Source organism: Xenorhabdus sp. PB30.3 (assembly GCF_963895965.1).
GTDB lineage: Bacteria > Pseudomonadota > Gammaproteobacteria > Enterobacterales > Enterobacteriaceae > Xenorhabdus > Xenorhabdus stockiae.
In genome coordinates this window covers 19,970-42,651 of sequence record NZ_CAWQMW010000111.1, presented here as the reverse complement: position 1 = coordinate 42,651, position 22,682 = coordinate 19,970, and the positions used below count along the sequence as shown (strand labels likewise).

Annotated in this window: 19 protein-coding genes; 7 read left to right on the top strand and 12 right to left on the bottom strand. The window is 44.3% G+C overall.

What is annotated here, in order from left to right; translation table 11 throughout:
- Window positions 1-285 precede the first annotated feature (285 nt).
- Window positions 286-1,254: a helix-turn-helix transcriptional regulator gene (locus AACX38_RS06840; RefSeq protein WP_228862835.1), complete on the top strand. Its 969-nt coding sequence runs from the start codon at window positions 286-288 to the stop codon at window positions 1,252-1,254.
- 123 nt (window positions 1,255-1,377) lie between these two features.
- Here the strand turns inward: AACX38_RS06840 and fabI are convergent, their stop codons facing one another.
- The 7 genes from fabI to pspF all read right to left on the bottom strand — a co-directional run bounded on the left by fabI (window position 1,378) and on the right by pspF (window position 9,076).
- Window positions 1,378-2,166, bottom strand: coding sequence for an enoyl-ACP reductase FabI (gene fabI / locus AACX38_RS06835; protein WP_099108142.1), 789 nt, complete (start codon window positions 2,164-2,166; stop codon window positions 1,378-1,380).
- Window positions 2,167-2,350: 184 nt separating this feature from the next.
- Complete coding sequence (sapF, locus tag AACX38_RS06830) at window positions 2,351-3,160, bottom strand: putrescine export ABC transporter ATP-binding protein SapF (RefSeq protein ID WP_099121539.1); 810 nt, start codon at window positions 3,158-3,160, stop codon at window positions 2,351-2,353.
- Window positions 3,161-4,153, bottom strand: a complete 993-nt coding sequence (sapD, locus tag AACX38_RS06825) for a putrescine export ABC transporter ATP-binding protein SapD (RefSeq protein WP_099121538.1) — start codon at window positions 4,151-4,153, stop codon at window positions 3,161-3,163.
- Entirely contained in the window at window positions 4,153-5,040 is an 888-nt protein-coding gene (gene sapC, locus AACX38_RS06820; RefSeq protein ID WP_228862834.1) for a putrescine export ABC transporter permease SapC, read from the bottom strand. Before sapC ends, sapD begins: the two co-directional genes overlap by 1 nt.
- Entirely contained in the window at window positions 5,027-5,992 is a 966-nt protein-coding gene (gene sapB, locus AACX38_RS06815) for a putrescine export ABC transporter permease SapB (protein ID WP_228862833.1), read from the bottom strand. Before sapB ends, sapC begins: the two co-directional genes overlap by 14 nt.
- Window positions 5,989-7,734, bottom strand: coding sequence for an ABC transporter substrate-binding protein SapA (gene sapA / locus AACX38_RS06810; RefSeq protein ID WP_228862832.1), 1,746 nt, complete (start codon window positions 7,732-7,734; stop codon window positions 5,989-5,991). Before sapA ends, sapB begins: the two co-directional genes overlap by 4 nt.
- Window positions 7,735-8,059: 325 nt before the next feature.
- Window positions 8,060-9,076 (bottom strand): phage shock protein operon transcriptional activator, encoded by a 1,017-nt coding sequence (gene pspF, locus AACX38_RS06805; RefSeq protein ID WP_228862831.1) that lies wholly within the window; start codon window positions 9,074-9,076, stop codon window positions 8,060-8,062.
- Window positions 9,077-9,311: 235 nt separating this feature from the next.
- Between pspF and pspA the strand changes: the two genes are divergently transcribed.
- From pspA to tyrR, 6 genes are all read left to right on the top strand, one after another.
- Window positions 9,312-9,983, top strand: coding sequence for a phage shock protein PspA (gene pspA / locus AACX38_RS06800; protein ID WP_228858576.1), 672 nt, complete (start codon window positions 9,312-9,314; stop codon window positions 9,981-9,983).
- Window positions 9,984-10,150: 167 nt separating this feature from the next.
- Window positions 10,151-10,372, top strand: a complete 222-nt coding sequence (pspB, locus tag AACX38_RS06795) for an envelope stress response membrane protein PspB (RefSeq protein WP_099108134.1) — start codon at window positions 10,151-10,153, stop codon at window positions 10,370-10,372.
- On the top strand, window positions 10,372-10,731 hold the full coding sequence (gene pspC / locus AACX38_RS06790; protein WP_228858577.1) for an envelope stress response membrane protein PspC: 360 nt from the start codon (window positions 10,372-10,374) through the stop codon (window positions 10,729-10,731). The genes pspB and pspC overlap by 1 nt, the downstream gene beginning before the upstream one ends.
- A 120-nt stretch (window positions 10,732-10,851) precedes the next feature.
- A complete protein-coding gene (locus AACX38_RS06785; protein WP_228862830.1) occupies window positions 10,852-12,249 on the top strand; it encodes a YcjX family GTP-binding protein in 1,398 nt (465 codons plus the stop codon).
- Window positions 12,246-13,355 (top strand): YcjF family protein, encoded by a 1,110-nt coding sequence (locus tag AACX38_RS06780; protein WP_228862829.1) that lies wholly within the window; start codon window positions 12,246-12,248, stop codon window positions 13,353-13,355. Before AACX38_RS06785 ends, AACX38_RS06780 begins: the two co-directional genes overlap by 4 nt.
- Before the next feature lie 136 nt (window positions 13,356-13,491).
- Window positions 13,492-15,066 carry a transcriptional regulator TyrR gene (tyrR, locus tag AACX38_RS06775; protein ID WP_228862828.1) on the top strand — a complete coding sequence of 525 codons (1,575 nt, stop codon included), beginning with the start codon at window positions 13,492-13,494 and terminating at the stop codon, window positions 15,064-15,066.
- Window positions 15,067-15,115: 49 nt separating this feature from the next.
- Here tyrR and AACX38_RS06770 read toward each other — a convergent pair whose 3' ends face one another.
- The 5 genes from AACX38_RS06770 to tssE form a co-directional block, all read right to left on the bottom strand.
- Window positions 15,116-16,117 carry a serine/threonine protein kinase gene (locus AACX38_RS06770; protein ID WP_193757169.1) on the bottom strand — a complete coding sequence of 334 codons (1,002 nt, stop codon included), beginning with the start codon at window positions 16,115-16,117 and terminating at the stop codon, window positions 15,116-15,118.
- A gap of 206 nt (window positions 16,118-16,323) precedes the next feature.
- Window positions 16,324-18,981, bottom strand: a complete 2,658-nt coding sequence (tssH, locus tag AACX38_RS06765) for a type VI secretion system ATPase TssH (RefSeq protein WP_228862827.1) — start codon at window positions 18,979-18,981, stop codon at window positions 16,324-16,326.
- A 131-nt stretch (window positions 18,982-19,112) separates the two neighbouring features.
- Window positions 19,113-20,144, bottom strand: coding sequence for a type VI secretion system baseplate subunit TssG (gene tssG / locus AACX38_RS06760; protein ID WP_099121526.1), 1,032 nt, complete (start codon window positions 20,142-20,144; stop codon window positions 19,113-19,115).
- Between the two features lie 14 nt (window positions 20,145-20,158).
- Window positions 20,159-22,033, bottom strand: coding sequence for a type VI secretion system baseplate subunit TssF (gene tssF, locus AACX38_RS06755; protein ID WP_099121525.1), 1,875 nt, complete (start codon window positions 22,031-22,033; stop codon window positions 20,159-20,161).
- 26 nt (window positions 22,034-22,059) lie between these two features.
- Window positions 22,060-22,614, bottom strand: a complete 555-nt coding sequence (gene tssE, locus AACX38_RS06750; protein ID WP_228862826.1) for a type VI secretion system baseplate subunit TssE — start codon at window positions 22,612-22,614, stop codon at window positions 22,060-22,062.
- Window positions 22,615-22,682 lie beyond the last annotated feature (68 nt).

The following is a 22,682-nucleotide window of genomic DNA, read 5'->3' as shown; positions in this document are numbered from 1 at the left end:
TATGCCTTCTCAAATTTTGTTTTTACAAAAAACAAGCACAGTAGAACGGAAAGAATTAATAAAGAAGACTAACTCGAGTAGAAAAATCGGGCTAACGGGATACGGACAAAAGTAACGTAATACGTACTATTGATAATGATTATCATTAATGATAGATTGCGTGACATTTACATCATATATGTATATAAAATATAATTATAACGGCCAAGTGTCACGCAATATGCTGTTTTTATTGTGAAAATAGCTTTTGAAATGGAATCTAATGCTAATTTTACAGAGGAACTGATGAAGACGATTTATAGTGAGAAACTAGATATTTTCACTGCCGATCATTGCAACTATAAGCGCTTAAAAGAGGCAGAGAATAGTATAAATCCGCCATTCCTCACGGAGGAATTATCTGACGGTATTCATATAAACCGTATTTGTTTTGAATTGGATAAAGACTTCACCGAATATTGTGAAGGACCACCAACAGTATCAATTTCCTTTGTTCTAAGTGGAAAAGGGAAGATGGCAATAGAGAATGGAGATGATTTAGAAGTTAACCCGGGAACAATGATTTTTTTCTATTCTCCAAAGAGAACGCGCGGAATGAATTTTTTTGGCTGTGGAACATGGCATATTCTTGATATCCGTTTTTCTCTGAAAGAAATTGAAGCTCAGGAGTTACCATCTTTTAGTAAATTAACAGCAGGTTTTGAAAAAAATGCCAGTTATTGTGATGTCTTGATGATGTCCTGTCCTATCTATCCTCCATTTATGCAAATGGTCAATCAGATAGAAGAGTGTCAGTTAGTTGGCAGTATCCGAAAGGTTTATCTAAAAGCGAAAGCGTTAGAAATCATCGCGTGTGTGACAGCTCAAATTTATGATTGTAAATATAACGCGATTAACAGTTTACAACGCCGCGCTGTTTTTAATGCAGTAAAAATCATTAATAGCGACTATCATTCACCCTGGACAATAAAATCATTATCAAGAGCAGTAGGTTTAAACGAACGAAAATTAAAAGAAGGATTTCGTGCCGTTGTTTTTAGTACTTTCCATCAATATCTGGAAAATGTTCGTATGACCACAGCGGAAGATTTATTGAAAAAGGGAATGGGGGTGATTGAAGTTGCTACAGCAGTGGGTTATTCCAGCCCCAGTCATTTTTCTAAACGTTTCCGGCAACACTATTTGATCAACCCCAAGGCATGGCAGGCAAAATATGCCGCGAATCATACAGTAAGCACAGAGTACATTGTATAGGAAGCAATAGATACTTTGCTTGTGGTGATGTTTTATTAATCAATATGTATCTATGAGTAAAAAATAAGCCCAAAGATAAAACTATCTCTGGGCTTATTTAATTATATCAAAAGGTTATTGAAATTATTTCAATTCCAGTTCGTTCATGGCAGCAATGCTGAACCCGCCATCAACATGCAGGATTTCACCGGTAATACCACCAGACAGGTTAGAACACAGGAATGCAGCCGCATTACCTACATCTTCTGTAGTGACGGTACGGCGGATAGGCGTGACTGATTCACAGTGTGCCAGCATCTTACGGAAATCTTTGATACCGGATGCTGCCAGAGTACGGATTGGGCCTGCGGAAATACCGTTAACTCGAATACCTTCAGCACCCATAGCATTCGCCATGTAACGCACGTTTGCTTCCAGAGAAGCTTTTGCTAATCCCATCACGTTGTAGTTAGGGATTGCACGCTCTGCACCTAAATAGCTTAAAGTGAGCAGCGCTGAGTCAGGATTCAGCATACTACGACATGCTTTTGCCAACGCGACGAAGCTGTATGCGCTGATATCATGTGCAATTTTGAAACCTTCACGGCTGACGGCATTAACGTAATCGCCATCAAGTTGTTCGGCAGGGGCATAACCGATAGAGTGAACAAAACCATCGAATTTCGGCCATACTTTACCCAGTTCAACGAACAATGTGTCGATACTTTCATCTTGAGCCACGTCGCATGGCAGAACGATGTTTGAATTCAGAGATGCCGCGAATTCTTCGACACGAGGTTTCAATTTGTCATTCTGGTAGGTAAAAGCCAGTTCTGCACCTTGTTCGTGCATTGCTTTCGCAATTCCATAAGCAATAGACAGTTTGCTGGCGACGCCAGTAATTAGAATGCGCTTGCCGGTCATGAAACCCATATCAGTTCCTTATTGTTCTTAATGTTCAAAATACCAGAGTTAATAGTGTAGTGTATTAAAAATATAACCTACATAAATCGGGTATTCGTTGTTAGTAAACGGAGGAGATTCTACCACGCCGGAGAAAAATGTGTTGAGTTTCCACTGCTGTTCCGATGAGTGAATAAAATCTGCTCAGTAAAAATCAAGTGATATCCTGTCTCCAGGCTTCGGTAGACAGAGGTTCACCAAAATGGCTGGATATCAGCTTGCGGGTGATATCGTGTAACGGAGAAGCCAGCACTTCAGCAGTATTACCGCGTTCTACGACTTCTCCCTGATGCATCACCAACACCTGATCACTGATGTGTTTCACCATACCAAGATGTTGAGTGACATAAATATAAGCAATACCATGTTTCTCCTGTAATTCCAGCATCAGATTAATAATCTGGGAACGCATCGACATATCAAGAGAAGCAAGTGCTTCATCAGCAACGATAACCTGAGGTTGTAATATCAGTGCCCGCGCCAGTGCTACTCTCTGTTTTTGACCAGATGCCAGCATATGTGGGTAATAGTTGGCATGGTCTGGCAGGAGACCAACCTGACGTAGTGTCTGATTGATGCGTTTTTCCCGTTCAGAAGGAGGCAGCTCTGTATTCAGAATTAAGGGCATATCCAGAATCTGACCAATACGCTGGCGGGGATTTAATGATGTGCTCGGATCCTGAAAAATCATGCGAATGAGCTGGCTGCGATAACTATAATCGCCATAAACCAGCTTGTGATGATTAATTAATATTTCACCTGATGTCGGTTCTATTACACCTGACAGCATTCTGGCCAGTGTGGATTTGCCAGAACCGTTTGCACCAATAATTGCCAGTGTTTTTCGTGGTTGCAAGGTAAAACTGACGGGTTTCACTGCATCAAGATGGTGACGCCGGAACAAGCCTGTACGGTAACGGAAAGTTTTCGTCAGGTTTTTAACTTCCAGTAGTGTCTCGACCATTTATTGTTCCTCCATGTTCAGGGGGAAGTGACAGGCGAAAGTATGGCTTTTGCTGCCCCGTAACCGTGGTGCTTCAATACAGGTTTTCTGGGCATAAGGGCAACGAGGCCCGAGACGGCATCCGATAGGCAAATGTTCCAGTGACGGAATGACGCCCGGCAGTGTATTAAGGCGGCTTTTATGGGGCAGAGGGCTGCCGAAATCAGGAATAGACCGGATCAGTGCCTGTGTATAAGGATGGTGAGGAGTAACCAGCAGATCATCCGGTGTAGAGCTTTCCACGGTTTGTCCGCAATATAACACGTTGATACGTTTCACTAATTTACTCATCATTTGCAGGTCATGGCTAATCAGCAAAATTGTCATATTGTTGTTCTGGTTCAGGCTCGATAACAGGCGGAATATCTGGGCCTGCGTTGTTGGTTCCATCGCATTGGTCGGTTCATCCGCGATCAGTAGTCTTGGCTGATTGGCAAGCGCAATGGCAATCATCACTTTTTGACACTCTCCATCAGTTAACTCATAAGGATAGGAGTTCATGATGTCGTGATGATCCTTAATACCCACCCGGTGGAGCAGTTCAATGGCCCGACGTTTTCGCCAGTTGAAACGTTGCCACCAGCGGCCTTTAAATGTCCAGCCGGGGATAGACTGAATGAGTTGCTTACCAATACTTTCTGACGGGTCGAGACATAACTGAGGTTCCTGAAATATCATCGAAATATTGTGACCAATCACTTTACGGCGCTGTCGCGGCGTCAGGCGTAATAAATCAATATCATTGAACCGGAAGCGGTCTGCGGTAACTGTAATATTATCTTTTGCAACACCACAAATTGCCTTGGCGATAAGGCTTTTACCAGAACCGGATTCACCAGCCAGCCCGAGGATTTCACCTTCTGTTAATGAAATACTTAATCGATCAACGGCTTTTACGGGGCCTTCTGACGTCATGAATTCAATGGTGAGGTTACGAATATCGAGTAGTGGCATTATTCGACTCCTGCATTAATGGCACGGTGCAGGCCATCGCCCAGTAAATTCACCAGCAGGACACTCAGCATGATGGCTGCTCCCGGTAACATCACCGTCCACGGGGCTGTGTAGATAAGCTCCAGTGATCCACCGAGCATAGCGCCCCATTCAGGTGAGGGCAATTGTGCGCCAAGATTGAGAAAACCCAGAGCCGCGATATCAAGGATGGCAATCGAGAAAGTACGGGTTAACTCGTTCACTATCACAGCGGTAATATTCGGAAAAACAGCATAACGTAAAATATGATAATTTGAAGCGCCATCCAGACGGGCAGAGATAATATATTCTTTATCCAGTTCATCATGTACAGCGGTATAGGCTGCCCGCACAATTCTTGGCAGTAATGCCAGCCCGATAGCGAGCATTGCATGTTGCAGGCTGGCTCCCATAAAAGCAACGACAATGATGGCTAATAACAGTGAAGGTATGGAAAGCAGGGTGTCAAGAATGTGATTCAGGATCGCAGATTTCAGCCCGTGTGTAATGCCGGCAAGACTGCCGATAACTAACCCGACAATTGCCGCCGCGCTAGTCACAACCAGCGCAGCACCAAATGTGGAGGAAGTACCAATCAGTAATCGACTGAATATATCCCGCCCCAGATCATCTGTCCCAAGAAAAAAGGCAACATTACCGTAGTGTGACCACGAAGGAGGCATCAGCTGGTCAATAAATTGTTGGTCAAACTGATAAGGTGCAAGATGGCTACCAAAAAGACTTAATATAATTAAAATTAGTACGCCGTAAAAACCCGTCATTGCCAGTGCATCGGCATAGAAAAAGCGCCAAATAACTCTCAGGGGCGATGGCGTTTTCTTTTCACGGTAAAAATTATCTAATGGCATACCATTCCTTATGTTTTAAAGGATTAGCCATCGCGCCAATAATATTAGTCAGCACGTTGACCGAAATAACTAAAGTACCTACTACCATTACACCTGCTGAAATTGCGGAGTAATCCTGCTGGCGGATGGCTCTGATAAGCCATTGTCCCAGCCCCGGCCAGTTAAACACCTGTTCTGTCACCATAGCTAAGGTCAGCATGGTTGAGAATTGTAGCCCCAGCTTGGGAATAATAGGGGGCAGGGCGTTATGCAATAAGTGGCGACGGATAATGGTTAATTTTGATAGCCCGCGAGTCGCGGCTGATCTTATGTAGTTTGATGCTGAAATCTCTTCTGCGCTGTTACGCATTAAACGAATAACATCAGTCATTGGTGCGACAGACAACGTGATGACAGGTAATATCATATGTAGTATTACATTCATGATCATCTCGTTACGATAAGGGCTTTTTGACAACCATGCATCAATCAGGGCAGAGCCCGTTACAGGCTCCATTCGGTACAGTAAATCAATCCGCCCTGATACCGGTAACCAGCCCAGATGAAGTGAAAACAACAGAGTAAGTAACAGGGCTAACCAGAATACCGGAATGGAAAAACCAAATAGCGCAAGTGTGCTGATAATTTTATCTGCTTTTTTATTACGCCATACGCCGGCAACAATCCCTAATGGAATACCAATTAATAATGCCAGAGTGAATGAAAGCAGACAGAGCTCAAGCGTTGCCGGAAATACCTCATAGAGTTGGTCAACAATTCTCTCACCATTGATGCTGGAAATGCCAAAGTCCCATTGCAGTAATCCATGAAAATAGAACAGGTAAGCATCAAGCAGAGATGCGCCGCTTAAAGGGCCGTGAGGCGTAAAATACATCAGGCTGAAGCTGATCAGTGAGAGAAAAAACAGTGTCACAAGCAGCAGTAGCAAACGGCGTAATATATAAATAATCATTTGCTTCCTTTTTTATTTTCAGCGGATATATTTCCGGTGGACGTCTTTTCAGAAGAAACAGAGTGTTCCTGTTCCCGGTGAACACCGGCGAATGAGCTATTTCCAAACGGACTAAGAACTAATCCTTTAATGTTATAACGAAATATCTGTGATCGCATTGGGTAAGCCAGTGGCAGAACAGGTAACTGCTGAGCAAGGATCTGCTGAGCAATATGATAACTTTTTATGCGAGCCGCTAATTGTTGATCTAACAATGCTTGATGGATTGCATTATCAAACGTCGCGTCACACCAGCGGCTCAGGTTTGTCTGAGATGCGATAGCTGCGCAGCTAAACAGTGGGCGGAAAAAACTATCGGGATCGTTACTGTCAGTGGACCAACCTGCTAAAGTCATATCATGGGATTTATCCATGAGCTGGCTTTCCTGAAAACGGCCTTCAAGGGGGCGGATAGTCATTTTAATCCCAACATGCGCTAAATCTGCCTGAATCAACTCTGCCATTTTCAATGGGCTTGGGTTGTAGGGTTTCGACGTGGTGGGAACCCAAAGTGTCAGTTCCAGACCGTCTAGCCCCAGTTTATTCAGTATCTGGCGGGATTTTTCAGGATTGTATTCGGTAATTTCTGCCCGGTTATCATAAGCCCATGATGCTCTTGGTAAAATAGAAGCAGCAGTTTCAGCCGTACCATAATAGATGGCTCGCATCAGTCTTTGATTATTAATGGCATAGGCAATGGCCTGACGAACTTCCAGTTTATCCAGAGGTGGCTTACTGGTATTGAAAGCAAGATAGGCAATATTCATTCCTGAACGCAGGGTCAGACGCAGATTGGGGTCATTGTGGAGTATGTCCCATTGGTTGGCTGTAGGATAGGCTAATACATCGCACTCACCTGTGAGCAGTTTGGAGATTCTGCCAGTACCACCTGCTCCGATATCTACAACAACTTGTTCCATCAGTGGCTTGCCTTTCCAGTAGTTATCATGTCGGATAAGACGGACAAATTGCCCCATTTGATAATCTTCCAGCATGAATGGCCCGGTTCCTACCGGATTCCAGTCAATTTGTTCCTCTTTATTTATGCTATGCAGTTTTTGTCCGTATTCTTCAGACAGTATAGGCGAATAATGCGTCGCCAGATGCCAGAGAAAGGAGGCATCAGGAGCGTTCAGGCGGAACTCGACAGTGTATTTATCAATTTTTCGGATGTCCTGAATGGAATCACCAAATTGTAAACTATCAAAATAGGGATAATGCCCACCATTAACATAGTGATAGTCATGTTTCTTATCGAATAACCGGCGGAAGCTGAAAACAACATCATCGGCGTTCATGGTGCGGGTCGGAGTAAACCACGCCGTTGACTGGTACGCGACATTATGGCGCAAATAAAAGCGATATGTTGCTCCGTTATCCCGAACTTCCCAACGAGAAGCTAATTCAGGAATTAGCCGATAGGTCAGGGGATCTACTCCCAACAGACGGTCGTAAATCTGGGCAGCCAGAGTATCCACGGTCAGGCCGCTGATAGCCATTTGCGGGTTAAACGTACTCAGATTGCCGTTGACGCAATAAATAAAGCCATGCTGCCGTATAGTTGCCGGAGCGTAGGATAGGCTTTCCGACGACTGTCTGTAAGCAACTTTGGCTGTAGCTTTAGTCGTTTCTGGAATTGCTTTCTCAATCGCCAGAGCGGGAGTTGAAAGCAATAATATGATCCAGTAAATCAAATAGCGCATATAAAACATCAATTATGGGAAAAGTCTGGCTATTGTAACTTAATTAGCCCTTTCTGCTCAAAAACAACAACCAAATCACGCTGGTGAGAAAAATTCTCAATAAAATGCTTTACAAACATAAGTGATAAGCATTATCATTCTCATCGTGCTGTTGAGATATGTATTTTATGACCCCAGTCTGAGATCTCGATACGCATGACATTGCTCACATTGCTTCCAGTATTTTTTATTAGCCAGCTCGGGTGCTGGCTATTTTTTTATCTGTTATTCCCTTGCCGCAGCGCTCCAGCCCGAAATCCATTGGGTATATCATTTATTGAATTTTTTAATCCGTCACACTGATGTTGTGCTTTTTTATTAACCCGCGTAATTGATGGTATGTCAGGCTGAGTTTTGCTGCTGCTTTTTTCTGATTGAACTGGCTTTCTGCTATTGCTTGTATAATTAATTGCTTTTCACAGTCATTCTGCCATTGCCTTAAATCGAGTGGTAAATCAGGCAGAGAGCGATTATCAGTCTTATGTTTGATGGATGAATCGTTGGCTGACTTTTGTGCATGAGTTTCTGAAGATACGGCAAAGGGATTAATAATGATGGTGTCTAAGGCATTTTGATTATCTCCATGACGGTAGATAGAGCGCTCTATAACATTTTTCAGTTCACGGACATTGCCGGGCCAAGAGTAAGCAAGTAACTGTCGCTTTGCTTTTTCAGTCAATCCGGGGAAGAAAGGAAGATTCAGCTCCTGACACATCTGAACGGCAAAGTGTTGAGCCAGTACCATAATATCCTGCTGTCTCTGGCGTAGTGGGGGTATCTGAACAACATCAAATGCCAGCCTGTCCAGCAGGTCTGCCCGAAATTTTCCGTTGGCGGCCATAGCTGGTAAATCTTCATTGGTAGCACAAATCAGCCGGACATCTATCTGTAAAGACTGGTTACCTCCTACACGCTCAAGGTATCCATATTCAATGACTCTTAAGAGTTTTTCCTGTACCTGCATTGGTGCGGTCGCCAGCTCATCAAGAAACAGGGTTCCGCCATCTGCCCGCTCAAAACGCCCCTGATGTTTTGAACGTGCTCCGGTAAATGCGCCTGCTTCATGGCCAAATAGCTCTGAATCAAGCAAATTTTCGTTGAGAGCAGCGCAGTTCAGGGAAATGAAAGGGCCTTGCCATCTGGGAGAAAGATAATGTAAACGGTGGGCAATTAACTCTTTACCTGTTCCCCGTTCCCCTAACACTAAAACAGGTTTATTTAATTTTGCCAGTGCAGAAACCTGTTCCAGAACCTCAATAAAATTGTTTGCTTCCCCTAATAGGTTATCAGTGAACTGATTCATGATTTCTCCACTAACAGATCGTATTTTTCGCCAATTATTGGTTGATTTAACTACATTAAGATATTGTAAGAAAAAAGCAAATAAAAATTAATTTATATATTTCAAGGTGATAATAAGAAATAAAAAGTTGGCATGTATCTTGTATTTAATTGAATGCCTTACCTTGTATCTTATACATTATTTAACAGTACACAGGCATAACATACATACATTCTAATGAAAGAGGTTTATGACTATGGGTATTTTTTCTCGTTTTGCTGATATCGTTAACGCTAATATTTCTTCTCTGCTGGATAAAGCAGAAGATCCGCAGAAAATGATCCGCTTGATGATTCAGGAGATGGAAGATACGCTGGTGGAAATACGCTCAACATCTGCGCGTACGCTGGCTGAGAAAAAACAGCTTTTGCGCCGTATTAACACCGGAGAAAGCCAGATTGAAGGCTGGCAGGAAAAAGCTGAACTGGCATTGAGCAAAGATAAAGAAGATCTTGCTCGGGCAGCTTTGATTGAAAAACAGAAAGTCAGCCAGTTAGTTGAAACACTGAAAAATGAGCTGTCGATTCTGGACGAAACCCTTGATCGCATTAAAGGGGAAGTGACTGAGCTGGAAAATAAACTGATAGAAGCGCGTGCACGACAGCAGTCTCTGACTCTGCGTCATCAGGCTGCGGCTTCTTCTCGTGAAGTTCGTCGTCATTTGGACAGCGGTAAAATCGATGAGGCTATGGCTCGTTTTGAACAGTTTGAGCGCCGGATTGACCATATGGAAGCAGAAGCGGAATCAGTGGGTCTGGGGAAAAAGAAATCTCTGGAACAGCAGTTTGCAGAACTGAAAGCGGATGATGAAATTAGTGCACAACTTGCTGCTCTCAAAGCTAAAATGAGTGCTAAAGACCCACAATGATATACACAATGGATTTCAAGTTGCATCGCGGCGGCAAGGGAGAGAGTCCCCAGAAGCATAGATAACTATGTGACTGGGGTGAGCGAGCGCAGCCAACAAAGAGGCAGCTTGAAAGACGAAGTGTAGAGAAGGTTATTCGTATACCCGTTCACAACTAAGGAAAGGTAATGGCTTATATATTTCTGGGGATCCCGCTGATCCTGTTTGTACTCTTCGTGTTACCTGTCTGGTTATGGTTGCACTATAACAACCAGAACAGAGGGAAACTGGAGAGCAATGAAATTCAACGTTTGGAGCAGTTGTCAGAAAACGCCCGGCGTATGCAGGAACGTATCAAAACGCTGGAAGATATTCTTGATGCAGAGCATCCAAACTGGAGGCAGTCATAATGAGCAGTTCTTACCGGGGGAAACTTTATCGTTTACCGGAACAGGGCGTGATCAAAGGTGTTTGTGCCGGGTTAGCGAACTATTTTGATGTCCCTGTTGCCCTTATCCGTACCATTACCATACTGTCGATATTCTTTGGTTTATCTGCCATAACGGTAGTTGCCTACATTATCTTATCCTTTGTGATGGATCCCGCACCTGTGGGATATCAGCCAGAGGAAACAAGAGCACCATCAACCCGGAAAATACTGGATGAAGTTGATTACCAATTGAGAGCAGGGGAAGAACGTCTGCGTCAAATGGAACGCTATATTACTTCTGACACCTATAATGTACGCAGTCGTTTTCGCCAGCTCTAAGCCAGAACAGATTTAAATAAGAACGGCGGAATACCACAGAAACTGTTGGCCCCTTGCCCGGTTGGGTGAGGGGAGACTGGTTTGAGATTACAACATTATAGTGTCCGACTCAGGAGGAATATGAAACGGTTGCAAAATGAGCTGACGTCACTTGTTAATCGTGGAATAGATCGTCATTTACGGCTGGCAGTAACAGGATTAAGCCGTAGCGGAAAAACAGCATTTATTACTTCTTTGGTCAATCAGTTGCTGAATGTTCATACTGGTGCCAGATTACCACTGTTTTCTACCGTACGTGACGGTCGTTTATTAGGTGTGAAACGTGTACCACAGCGGGATTTGGGTGTCCCCCGTTTTGCCTATGATGAAAACATTGCTGCTTTGCACAATACCCCGCCGTATTGGCCGATACCGACCAGAGGCGTGAGCGAAATTCGTCTTGCGCTACGTTATCGTTCAGAAGATTCTTTACTCCGCTATCTCAAAGACACCTCAACACTTTATCTGGAAATTGTCGATTATCCCGGAGAGTGGCTGCTGGATTTACCTATGCTGGAACAGAGTTATCTGGCATGGTCACGGCAAATGAATGGATTACTGAAAGGAAGCAGAGCTGAGTGGGCGAAGCCATGGCTGGAATTATGTAAACAGTGTGATCCATTGGCGCCTGCGGATGAAAATCTGCTGAGCAGAATTGCACAGGCCTACACAGATTATTTACACCAATGTAAAGCAGAAGGTTTACATTTCATTCAGCCGGGGCGTTTTATTCTGCCGGGAGATCTGACGGGAGCGCCTGCCCTGCAATTTTTTCCGTGGTCGGACATTGACGGAATCGGAGAACCTCAATTACTGAAAGCGGATAAACAGACTAATATCGGTATGTTACGTGAACGATTTAATTATTATTGTGATCATATCGTAAAGGGTTTTTATAAAGAGCATTTTCTGCGTTTTGATCGGCAAATCGTTCTGGTTGATTGCCTACAGCCATTAAACAGCGGCCCGCACGCTTTTAATGATATGCGCCTGGCACTGACTCAACTGATGCAGAGCTTTCATTATGGTAAACGGACGTTATTTCGCCGTTTATTTTCCCCTTGCATTGATAAATTAATGTTTGCGGCGAGTAAGGCAGATCATATCACAGCAGATCAGCATGTTAATCTTGTTTCGTTGCTTCAACAGCTTGTGCAGGAAGCGTGGCAGAATGCCGCCTTTGAAGGAATCAGCATGGATTGTGTTGGTCTGGCATCTGTTCAGGCAACTGAAAGTGGTATTGTGATGCATGAGGGAGAACAGATCCCGGCTATCAAAGGAAATCGCCTGTCAGATGACAAACTACTGACATTCTTTCCGGGTGAAGTGCCACGGCGTCTGCCCAGTAATGATTTCTGGCAGAAACAGGGTTTTAATTTTGAATCATTCCGGCCACGGCAGGTCAGTATTGATGCACCATTACCCCATATCCGTATGGACAGCGCGATGGAGTTTTTATTGGGAGACAAACTGACATGACGGACTCTTTAAAAACAGAGGATAAAGATTCTGCTCCTTTAAAACCAAGAGTGGATTTTGATGACATGTTATCAGCATCTTCAGAGCCTTCCCTGAAATCCCAGCAAGAATTTAATGAACAGGAAAGCGAATTCTATCCGGCTCTGCCAGAATTAAATACGGAAGAGCAGGAAAGTGAGCTTGAAGGTGCAGTGAATGCGGCCCTGAAACCTAAACGCGGCCCGTGGCGGAAAATATTTTCAGGAGCTTTACTGTTATTGGGTTTTAGTATTATCGCTCAGTTTATTCAATGGATATATCAGTCATGGCAGAATCAGGACTGGATTGCGCTGGGTGTAGCAGCCGCAGGCAGTATGATTGTTTTTGCCGGAATAGGTGCTGTTATCGGTGAGTGGAGTCGTCTTTATCATTTGCGCCAGCGGACAGAAGAACGTGATATCGCAAAAACATTATTGCAGAGTCATGGTATTGGCAAAGGACGGCAGTTTTGTGAAAAACTGGCTGTTCAGGCAGGTATAGGCGAGCAGCATCCGGCGTTACAGCGTTGGCAGAGTGCTATACATGAAACGCACAATGATCGGGAAATGGTCATATTATACAGCAAACTGGTTCAGCCTGTGCTGGATGAACAGGCTAAAAAAGAGATCCGGCGATCAGCTGCAGAATCTGCACTGATGATCGCAGTCAGTCCGCTTGCAGTGGTCGATATGGCTTTTATTGCATGGAGAAATATTCGTCTTATTAATCGAATTGCGGCAATATATGGGATTGAATTGGGTTATTTCAGCCGAATTCGTTTATTTCGGCTGGTATTGTTGAATATTGCTTTTGCTGGAGCATCAGAGTTGGTCAGGGAAGTGGGTATGGACTGGCTGTCTCAGGATATTGCCGCCCGGCTTTCAGCCCGTGCTGCACAAGGCATTGGCGCTGGGTTGCTGACTGCCCGGCTGGGAATTAAGTCGATGGAGTTGTGCCGCCCTTTACCCTGGATTGATGGCGATAAACCTAAATTAGGTGATTTCCGGTATCAGTTAATTAGCCAGCTAAAAAGTACACTGGCGACTAAGCCGAAAACGGGAAATGAAGCCAAAAAGTCAGGCTCATAACTCAGGGTGATATTGTCAGTTAAAGTTGACACTCTGTCTTACTGTCAACTTTAACTGACAGGGGGCTTCATCTATCGCACAGTAACGAGTAATATTTCAGGCAGTTACGAACATTGTGTAAATAAGGTCGGAATAAATGCGATTGGAAGTTACTTGTCAGGATCGAATCGGACTGACTCGCGAGTTACTTGATTTATTGGTTTTAAGAAATATTGACCTGAAAGGAATTGAGATTTCTCCTGCTCGTCGTATTTACCTTAATTTTACTCAAATTGATTTCAATACCTTCCGCTTGTTAATGGCGGAAATCCGCCGTATTAATGGCGTGATGGATGTCAGGACGGTGGCGTTTATGCCATCAGAAAAAGAACACCGGGCGATGCGTACATTACTGGAGTCTGTACCGGATCCGATTCTGTCCGTTGATATGAAAGGAAATATTGATTTAGCCAATCTGGCATCACAATCATTATTTGGCATCAGTAAAGAAAAAATCAGCCAGAAAAATATCAGCCAGCTTATCAGTAATTATAATTTCCTTCGTTGGCTGGAAAGTGATCACCCCGAACCTCATTCAGTCACTTTAAGCATCAAAGAGAAAACCTATTTGATGGATGTGATCCCGATGCCGCTGACTGATGAAAATCAGGAAATTAAATGTGTCGGGGCGGTCATTATGCTGCGTGTCTTCACGCAGGCAGAGCCTGCCCAGAAAAAACGTATCGTCAATGATGATCAGGCTTTTGAAAATATTGTTGCTGTCAGCCCGAAGATGGTCCATGTCGTAGAGCAGGCCCGTAAAATGGCTATGCTGGATGTGCCTTTGTTGCTGATTGGTGATACGGGGACAGGGAAAGATGAATTTGCCAAAGCCTGTCATTTACGCAGCTCAAGAGGAAAACAGCCCTTTCTTGGCTTAAATTGTGCCTCTATGCCGGATGACGTAGTCGAAAGTGAACTATTTGGTTATGCAGCGGGTGCCTATCCTAACGCAACGGAAAGTAAAAAAGGCTTTTTTGAGCAAGCAAATGGCGGTACGGTTCTGCTGGATGAAATTGGTGAAATGTCACCCCAGATGCAGATTAAATTATTGCGTTTCCTTAACGATGGAACATTTCGTCGGGTGGGGGAAGATAATGAAGTGAAAGTGGACGTCAGGATCATCTGCGCCACTCAGAAGAATCTGGTTGAGTTGGTACGGAAAGGGGAGTTCAGGGAAGATCTCTACTATCGGCTTAATGTATTGACTATCACATTACCGCCTTTACGGGAACGTCAGGCGGATATTATGCCACTGACGGATTATTTCGTAACCCGTTTTGCCGAAGAACAGGGTGTAGAAAAACCAAAATTTGCTCCTGATCTGGAACAGTTCCTATGCAGCTATTACTGGCCCGGAAACGTGAGGCAGCTGCGCAATGCCATCTATCGGGCATTGACGCAGCTTGAAGATAACCAGTTAAGCTCACAGGATATTCAGTTACCGCATTTAGAAGCAGAAACTTCATTTATCAGCGAGGATATTCTGGTTGGTTCTTTGGATGAAATCAGCAAACGTTTTGAACGCTCTGTCCTGACGCGCCTTTATCGTCACTATCCCAGTACTCGCAAGCTGGCGAAACGACTTGGGGTTTCTCATACTGCAATTGCGAATAAATTGCGTGAATATGGGTTGAGTGGAAAGAAACATGCTGAATCGGGTGATGAATAATTTTTTGGTAATAAAATATACAGATTTCTTGTGGCATAAATTTCCCCTTTTATTCTTGCTCTGAATCTTCTGAAGGTGGGCAGGTGGTAAGGATATTTTGTAGAGATGAGGAGAAGTTAGGAGGGAAACAGGTTTGGATGATAGGGGATTTTATCATCGGGATTAATTTAGAAATAGAGGATGGCCGTTCTGCTATTTTTATTGCCAACATACAATCTATGGCATGTAGAAATGATAATGAATAACCGGTAAGACGCCGTTCCGTTAAAGGCTGATAACGATCTTCAATATTGCGTACTATGCTTACCGGTGGTGGCCTCCCGACAATCAAAGTATGCAATACTGCCCCTAGCGCATAAATATCACTCCAGGGGCCCTGCTGCCCCTCTTCATTGGCCGTGTATTGTTCACAGGGTGTGAACCCCGGCCTGACCGTTATTTCTTCTTCGTCAGATAAACGTTCTGCTATTTTCCGGGCAGACCCTAAATCCAGCAAAACAGGTAATCGATCATTCTGAAGTAAAATATTATCCAGCGAAATATCACAGTGTAGATAGCCAGCCTGGTGGAGGGTGTTGATGGCATCAAGCAGAGGGGACAAAATATGGCACAGCCAATTCTGTGTAACTATTTTTGCATACTTTACCTGTAATACTTTCAGGGTAATGCCGTGGTAAAAGGGAGTGGCGATGTAAGCGGTGCTGTTCTGTTGCCAGAAACGTATGAAGCGGGGTAGGCACGGATGGTTAAAGCAAGTCATGATATGGGCTTCACGCATAAAACTGTGAAGCCCGATTCTGAATCTTTCCTGTAAATTTGGGTGGCGTAATTTTAGTTTCAAATCATTACGGCGAACCACAATCATGGATGGCAGATATTCTTTTATGGCAACTGCACACTGTTTGCTGTGATCCCAGGCTCGGTATACGATACCAAATCCTCCTTTACCCACAACTTTTTCAATTTCAAACTCATTGAAACAGTATCCAATGGGTAATGCCTGTAATAATGGATGCTTGGTCTTAAGAGAGTTATTGTAAGAATTCTGCATAATAGATGGCCTCTTGAACCTCATGTTCTATTTTTTGTCGAATTTTCAAGTTGCCTCTTTATTGGCTGTGTTTATTTACTCCGAACATTTAGTCCTCCTGTTAAATTATGTGGGAGTGTGACATGGTTGGTATGAAATTATTTATACTCTTGAGGAAATGTTTATAAACGACGCATGACAAATTACACACGGATATCATGCAGGATCTATATATCATTCGAAAACTGGAATTTAAGTTCTCCCTGTTCGAGCGACACCTGTAATTGGTTAAATTGTTCACCATGGGCACAGGCAGATAGCAGACGCTGGCTTATCTGAGGCAATAGAGTATTGGTTAAAATAGCATCTACCGTACGACCCCCCGACTCAACTTCGGTACAACGACTGACAATATTTTCAATCATGGCTTCATCGAACGTGGCAGTAATACCGTGGTTTTCCAGCAATCGTTTCTGTATGCGTCCAAGCTGCAAATAAACGATACTGGTCATGACTTCATCATCTAATGGATAGTATGGAATGACTAATAAACGCCCCAGTAAAGCGGCAGGGAATGTGTTTAATAGCGGCTTGCGTAGTGCTGAACTAAGCTGCTCCGGCTCAGGCAGTGTATTACTCTGTTGGTAATGCTGGTAGCACATTGAGTTGACTAAATCCGCGCCGACATTCGATGTCAGAATAATAATCGTATTACGAAAGTCAATATGACGACCTTCACCATCTTCCATCCACCCCTTATCGAATACCTGAAAGAAAATTTCATGGACATCAGGATGCGCTTTTTCAATTTCATCCAGTAATACGACACTGTATGGACGACGACGAACTGCTTCGGTCAGGACACCCCCTTCGCCATATCCGACGTAGCCGGGAGGAGCACCTTTTAATGTTGATACAGTATGTGCTTCCTGAAATTCACTCATATTGATAGTGATCAGGTTTTGTTCACCACCATACAGTGTTTCCGCCAGAGCGAGTGCGGTTTCAGTTTTACCGACGCCGGAAGGCCCACACAGCATAAAGACCCCTACCGGTTTATTAGGGTCGTCCAGTTTTGCCCGTGAAGTGCGTACCCGGTTTGCGATGGTTTCTAACGCATGATACTGACCAATGACACGCTGGTTAAGGGTATCGGCTAATTGTAATACAGCCTCAATTTCATCTTTCATCATTCGGCTTAAAGGAATGCCAGTCCAGTCTGAGACAACAGCGGAAACTACATTACTGTCTACTGCGGCAAAGATAAGAGGTTCTTCACCCTGTAACATTTCCAGTTGTTGTTGCAGCTCAGCCAGCTCCGTATGAAGAGTAATTTTATCATTATTGTTTTGTTCTTCATCGGCTTGTTCTTCATGTAACTGAAGACGTAGCTGAATAATTTTGTCTGTCAGCAACAATTCCTGTTGCCAGCGCGCTTCTAGCTGCTCTTGTTGCTCTGCCAGCGTTGCCAACTGGCTGAGAATATTTTCTGCCCGCTGAGGATCGCCCAGACCAACTTTGGATTCCCGTTCCACTATTCCCAGTTCAACATTCAACGATTCTATCTTATGGCGGCAGTTTTCCAGCTGCGGAGGTTCTGCATGCTGGCTGACTGCAACTCTGGCACAGGCGGTATCCAGTAATGCGATGGCTTTATCCGGTAACTGACGGGCAGGAATATAGCGATGGGAGAGGTGTACTGCTGCATCAACCGCTTCATCCAGTAAAAGAATACGATGGTGTTTTTCCAGCGTATTGACCAGACTACGCAGCATTATCAGAGCTTTGGTTTCATCAGGTTCATGTACCTGAACAACCTGAAAACGGCGGGTCAGGGCCGGATCTTTTTCAATATATTTTTTATATTCTGACCAGGTTGTAGCGCCCAGTGTCCGCAATTGCCCCCGTGCTAGTGCTGGTTTTAATAAGTTAGCGGCATCGCCTGTACCTTGTTGTCCTCCCGCTCCAATCAGAGTGTGAATTTCATCGATAAACAAAATGATGGGCGTCGGGCTGGACTGGACTTCTTCAATGACTTTCCGCAGACGGGATTCAAATTCTCCTTTAATTCCCGCACCGGCCTGTAACATACCGATATCCAGCAGCCAAAGCTGAACATTCTTCAGCGGGGGAGGAACTTCGCCAGCCACAATTCTCAAAGCCAGACCTTCAATGACCGCAGTCTTACCAACGCCAGCCTCACCTGTCAGTAATGGGTTGTTTTGTCGACGGCGCATCAGAATATCGATAATCTGGCGGATTTCTTCATCGCGTCCTGATACAGGGTCAATTTCACCATTACGGGCCCGGGCTGTTAACTCCTGTCCGTATTGTTGCAAAGCTGAGCCTGTTGCAGCCTGTGGGGCCGCTCCCTGAGTTTCGGTTGATGATATTATGCTTTCCTGAGCCTCATCACTGCCATCAAATATATTGTTGAAATTATCGATTAGGGTATCGGCATTGATATGATCAAACAGAGGAGAAATTGCTTTTAGTGCATTGCGAAGATTGAAAGTTTTTAATATGCCTATCAGTAAATGCGAACTACGGATCTGAGCAACACCAAACTTTAGTGAACCGTAAACCCAGGCTCGCTCTACGGCATTGTCAATATGTTCTGAGAGATCAGAAATGGCACTGGCACCACGGGGCAGGCGATCCAGTGCAGCAACAATATCTTTGGTCAATGCAGATTCATCCAACCCTAAATGGTGGATAAGTTTCTGTAAATCACTGTTTTGTTGTTGCATGATTTGGTGTAGCCAATGAACCAGTTCAACATAAGGGTTACCACGTAACTTACAGAAAGCAGTGGCACCTTCTAATGATGTGAACAGGGTCGGGTTGAGCTTACCAAAAAGTACGGAACGGCTGATTTCTGACATAGCATGTAATCCGTGATGTTGTCGTTGATAATGTTTAGGTACGTAAGTAATAATGAGTGGTTAGATAACAACCCGTTATTAAATCACGAAAGGCAGGAAGGGGTATGCCGATCGGGAGCATGCGGGCAAAACTAGGGATTGTAGATTAAATCATCACGATGGATTTTCTGTTCCATCTTCCCAAGCCAACTGCTTAGCCCTAATTTTACCGGCTCTGACAGATGGATACCCTGTATATCTGTACGATGAAGTGCCAGCTGGATATCCCATGCATACTCAATCCCAAGATATTGACGTACCCAGTCACGTAATTGTTGTGACTTTGGCTGGTTTGGCAGGAAGTCTTCATATTCTGATATTGTCAGCGGGCCAAGTTCGATGCGGAATTTATACTGGACATCATATAACGCAGTCCCTAAAAAGGCTGACTGTCCTAAACGTGGCATGTTACGTCCGGCTTTTAACCGGGCCTGATCCTGAATCTCAACTTCCAGCCATTGCGGAATATTTTGTTTAATCTTTAACGGAATATTGAAGTAGGTGAACAGTATTTTTTCCAGCCCTTCTGCACCATGCCCCTGACGGGACAAATGGCCTGATAATAAATAGCGGGCATGTTCATTAATAGAATCTGCGTTTTTCTGGGCAGGTAAACCCATACCAACCAGACAGGCGAGATAATGGCAGAAACGCTGATTATCCTGACGATCCAGCGATACTGTAGACTGCGCATTCGCCCAGGCCCGATAAAATAATTGGATTAACCTATTGTGAAATAAATTAGCAAACGCTGTCAGCGTCGGATCCTGGTAGTTATACTGTCGGGCATAGATATATTCGGTAATATGAGTCGGTAGTGGTCCGTTTGGCCCGAATAAACCAAAACTGTAAATCAGTACATCATACTGTTTTGAGTTTTTCCGTTGTTTTGCTTCAGAAATAGTAGAAGGGGCGAATATCATTGATGCCTTTTGCCCTAACCGCAGTAGGTCGTATCGCGGTAATGGGGATGAACCCAGCATATAATATTCCCCGGACTGCGCATCTATCCGCCGCAGGGTCTGGAACAGATCGAACTGCCACGGCGTCTGGGTGAGTTCTTGCCAGAAATTATCAGGCAGACGGCTTATGCTGTGAATGGCAACGGCACCTGTTTCACTCATCGTCATTTCCCCCATTATAACAGCTGTTTTTTCCCCATTCGGGCCGGCCAGTAACCGATTTTGCCGCGTTGCTGGCTATAGAGAGTCATTTCAGTGAAGGAGTTCATGGTAACTAAATGAGAGAAGAGTCGTTCCAGAACACTACCCAGTAACCAAGGGCTGGTTCCGGCAAACTCCTGCTCATCGACTTCCAGCTCAATTCCGACACCACGGGCAAAAACAATGGGCCCGGGCTCCGGTACTCTGCGATGAATTGTCTTCAGTGAACAATGACGAATACCATTAATCTGACGGGCGGTGGCTGGTTCTGAAAGATTGGCATAAAGACTCAGCAATTGCCGTAATGCCTGAGTGCCTTGTTCATCATCCTTATCCATGAAATTCAGGTAATTGAGCTGTAACTGACTGATTAATTTCCAGGAAGCTGAACCCTGTGCCAGAGCCGGATGTGGTATGGTCGGCCTTTTAAGAAATACAATCTGGTTGATTGGAATGGAATCAAGCATGACAAAACTGTCGATATCCTGTTGCCGCAACATCGCAGATAAATCACGGTTGGTGCACATCACATCCGCAGTCAGAAATTTGAGTTCATTCGGCCAGGGTGAGTGTTGTTCATCAACAATGGAAACAAATGATTCCGTACCGAGGTAGCTGGTTCGGGTTCCATAATGCAGGGAGTGCTCAGACAGAATCCGGGGATCACGACGAAGGGAAAAATAGGCGCCATAATTTCCTTTATCATCACTGAATGTTGACCAGAAAGGTCGGAAGATCTGAGTTTCCCGTCGCTTGATATCTGCACCGTGCAGGCGTTGTACGGAAAAAATTTCGTAATCCAGAGGTCGGGTATTATCAACCACTAAATGGTACTCATTAGTACTCTCTTTTAGCGTGACCCGTTCAGTCAGTTTAGGGAACAGGTTAATGACAGGAGTACTGTTCAGGGCTAAGTAAGAGGCATCAACCAGATGCTCTAAATCCTCATCAATTTTGTCCAAAAGTAGGATCAGTTCAAACTCACTCTCTTTTTTAGTCTCTTCCAGCAAAGATTGCATGCCGCTAATACTGAAGAACTGAAAACGAGCCGGAAAAGCAAAATACTCATGCAGCTGTCGATAACCGCTGAATGTGCGTGGATCATTGGGTAATAATGACTGTTCATCATCAAACCCTTCGTGATGCGGGGAGATATCAGGTAATACCTGATACTGGGGGGTATCACCGAGAGTCTGACAGATCATTCCGACACAATGTTCCATCAACAGTTCCTGCAATTGCTGAGCCTGAATATCTGGTCCGGAAAGAAAAAAGATCAGTTTATTGAGTTCCAGCTCACTGAGGAAGAATTTTCCTTTGCAGGTGAGATGAATACGTAACGCACTCACTGCACCGCACTGATGAAGATTTAAAGATGCCAGAGGAATATTGGCCGGAATTTTTCCCAATTCAACTTTTTGCAAGTGCAGGGGTTGCAGAATAACATCCTGTGCCGTGCTGTACTGAAGTGTAATACCGTCTTTTTTCAGTGACTGACAATGCATGATAGTCCCGCGTGGTACTAAAAATCCGTGGCTGATATCCCCTTTACTGGTATCGGGCTGGAGTTCGGCAATAGACATTGACGGTGTGGGAGCCAGATAATTGGGGCACAGCATCTCCAGTAATTGTTGGGAAAAGTTCGGGAACTCTGCATCCATTTTTAGCTGAATGCGGGAGGTCAGAAAAGCGAAACCCTCCATCAGCCTTTCAACGTAAGGGTCAGTCACATCAATGCCATGCATCCCCAACCGGTTGGCGACTTTCGGATAACGCTCGGCAAATTCTTTGCCCATCTCACGTAAATAAATCAGTTCACGATTGTAGTATTCAAGCAGTTTGCTATCCAAAATGTATTCTCCTGTTTTTTGCCGGCTTACCCAGCTTCTTTAATAGTGAAATAGCCATTTTCTAAATCAATATCACTGTGAAACAGGAACTCAAGCGGCCAGGGAACACACCATAAAAACCCTCTTATCTCGATGGATAATCTGTTGTACAAAGTCAGTGAGTGGGTATCCGAAACACAATTAACTTCAAGACCGTCAGGAATAATGCGGGGTTCAAAGATATGTATCGCTTTAGTGATCTTATGCTGGATATCCTCCCATTCGATTTCAGACATGAGCTTACCGGCCAGAGGCTCCAGGCCAAAGTTGTAGACGGAGCGACGGATTTCAGGGAAAGGGGAAAGGTTCTGTTCGGATTCGCCGTTGATACTATTGAGTAACCACTGTAAATCCCGTAGAAGATTCTGGCGTAATATATTATGTGATATCAGATGATTACTGGTTGCCTCTTTTTTCTTATCGGGTTCATTATCGGTGAGCCTGTCCAGCAGGGAAGGCTGCATTTTGTCTCTGGCAGTGATGTGTCTGGTATTACCCGGACGATGATAACTACCATGTATCAAAGTCGTATCGTTATTCATGGGGAGCCTATTAATTATTAGCAGTGATGATAGTTAGTCGTGATAATAGATAACTATGGGCAATAGAG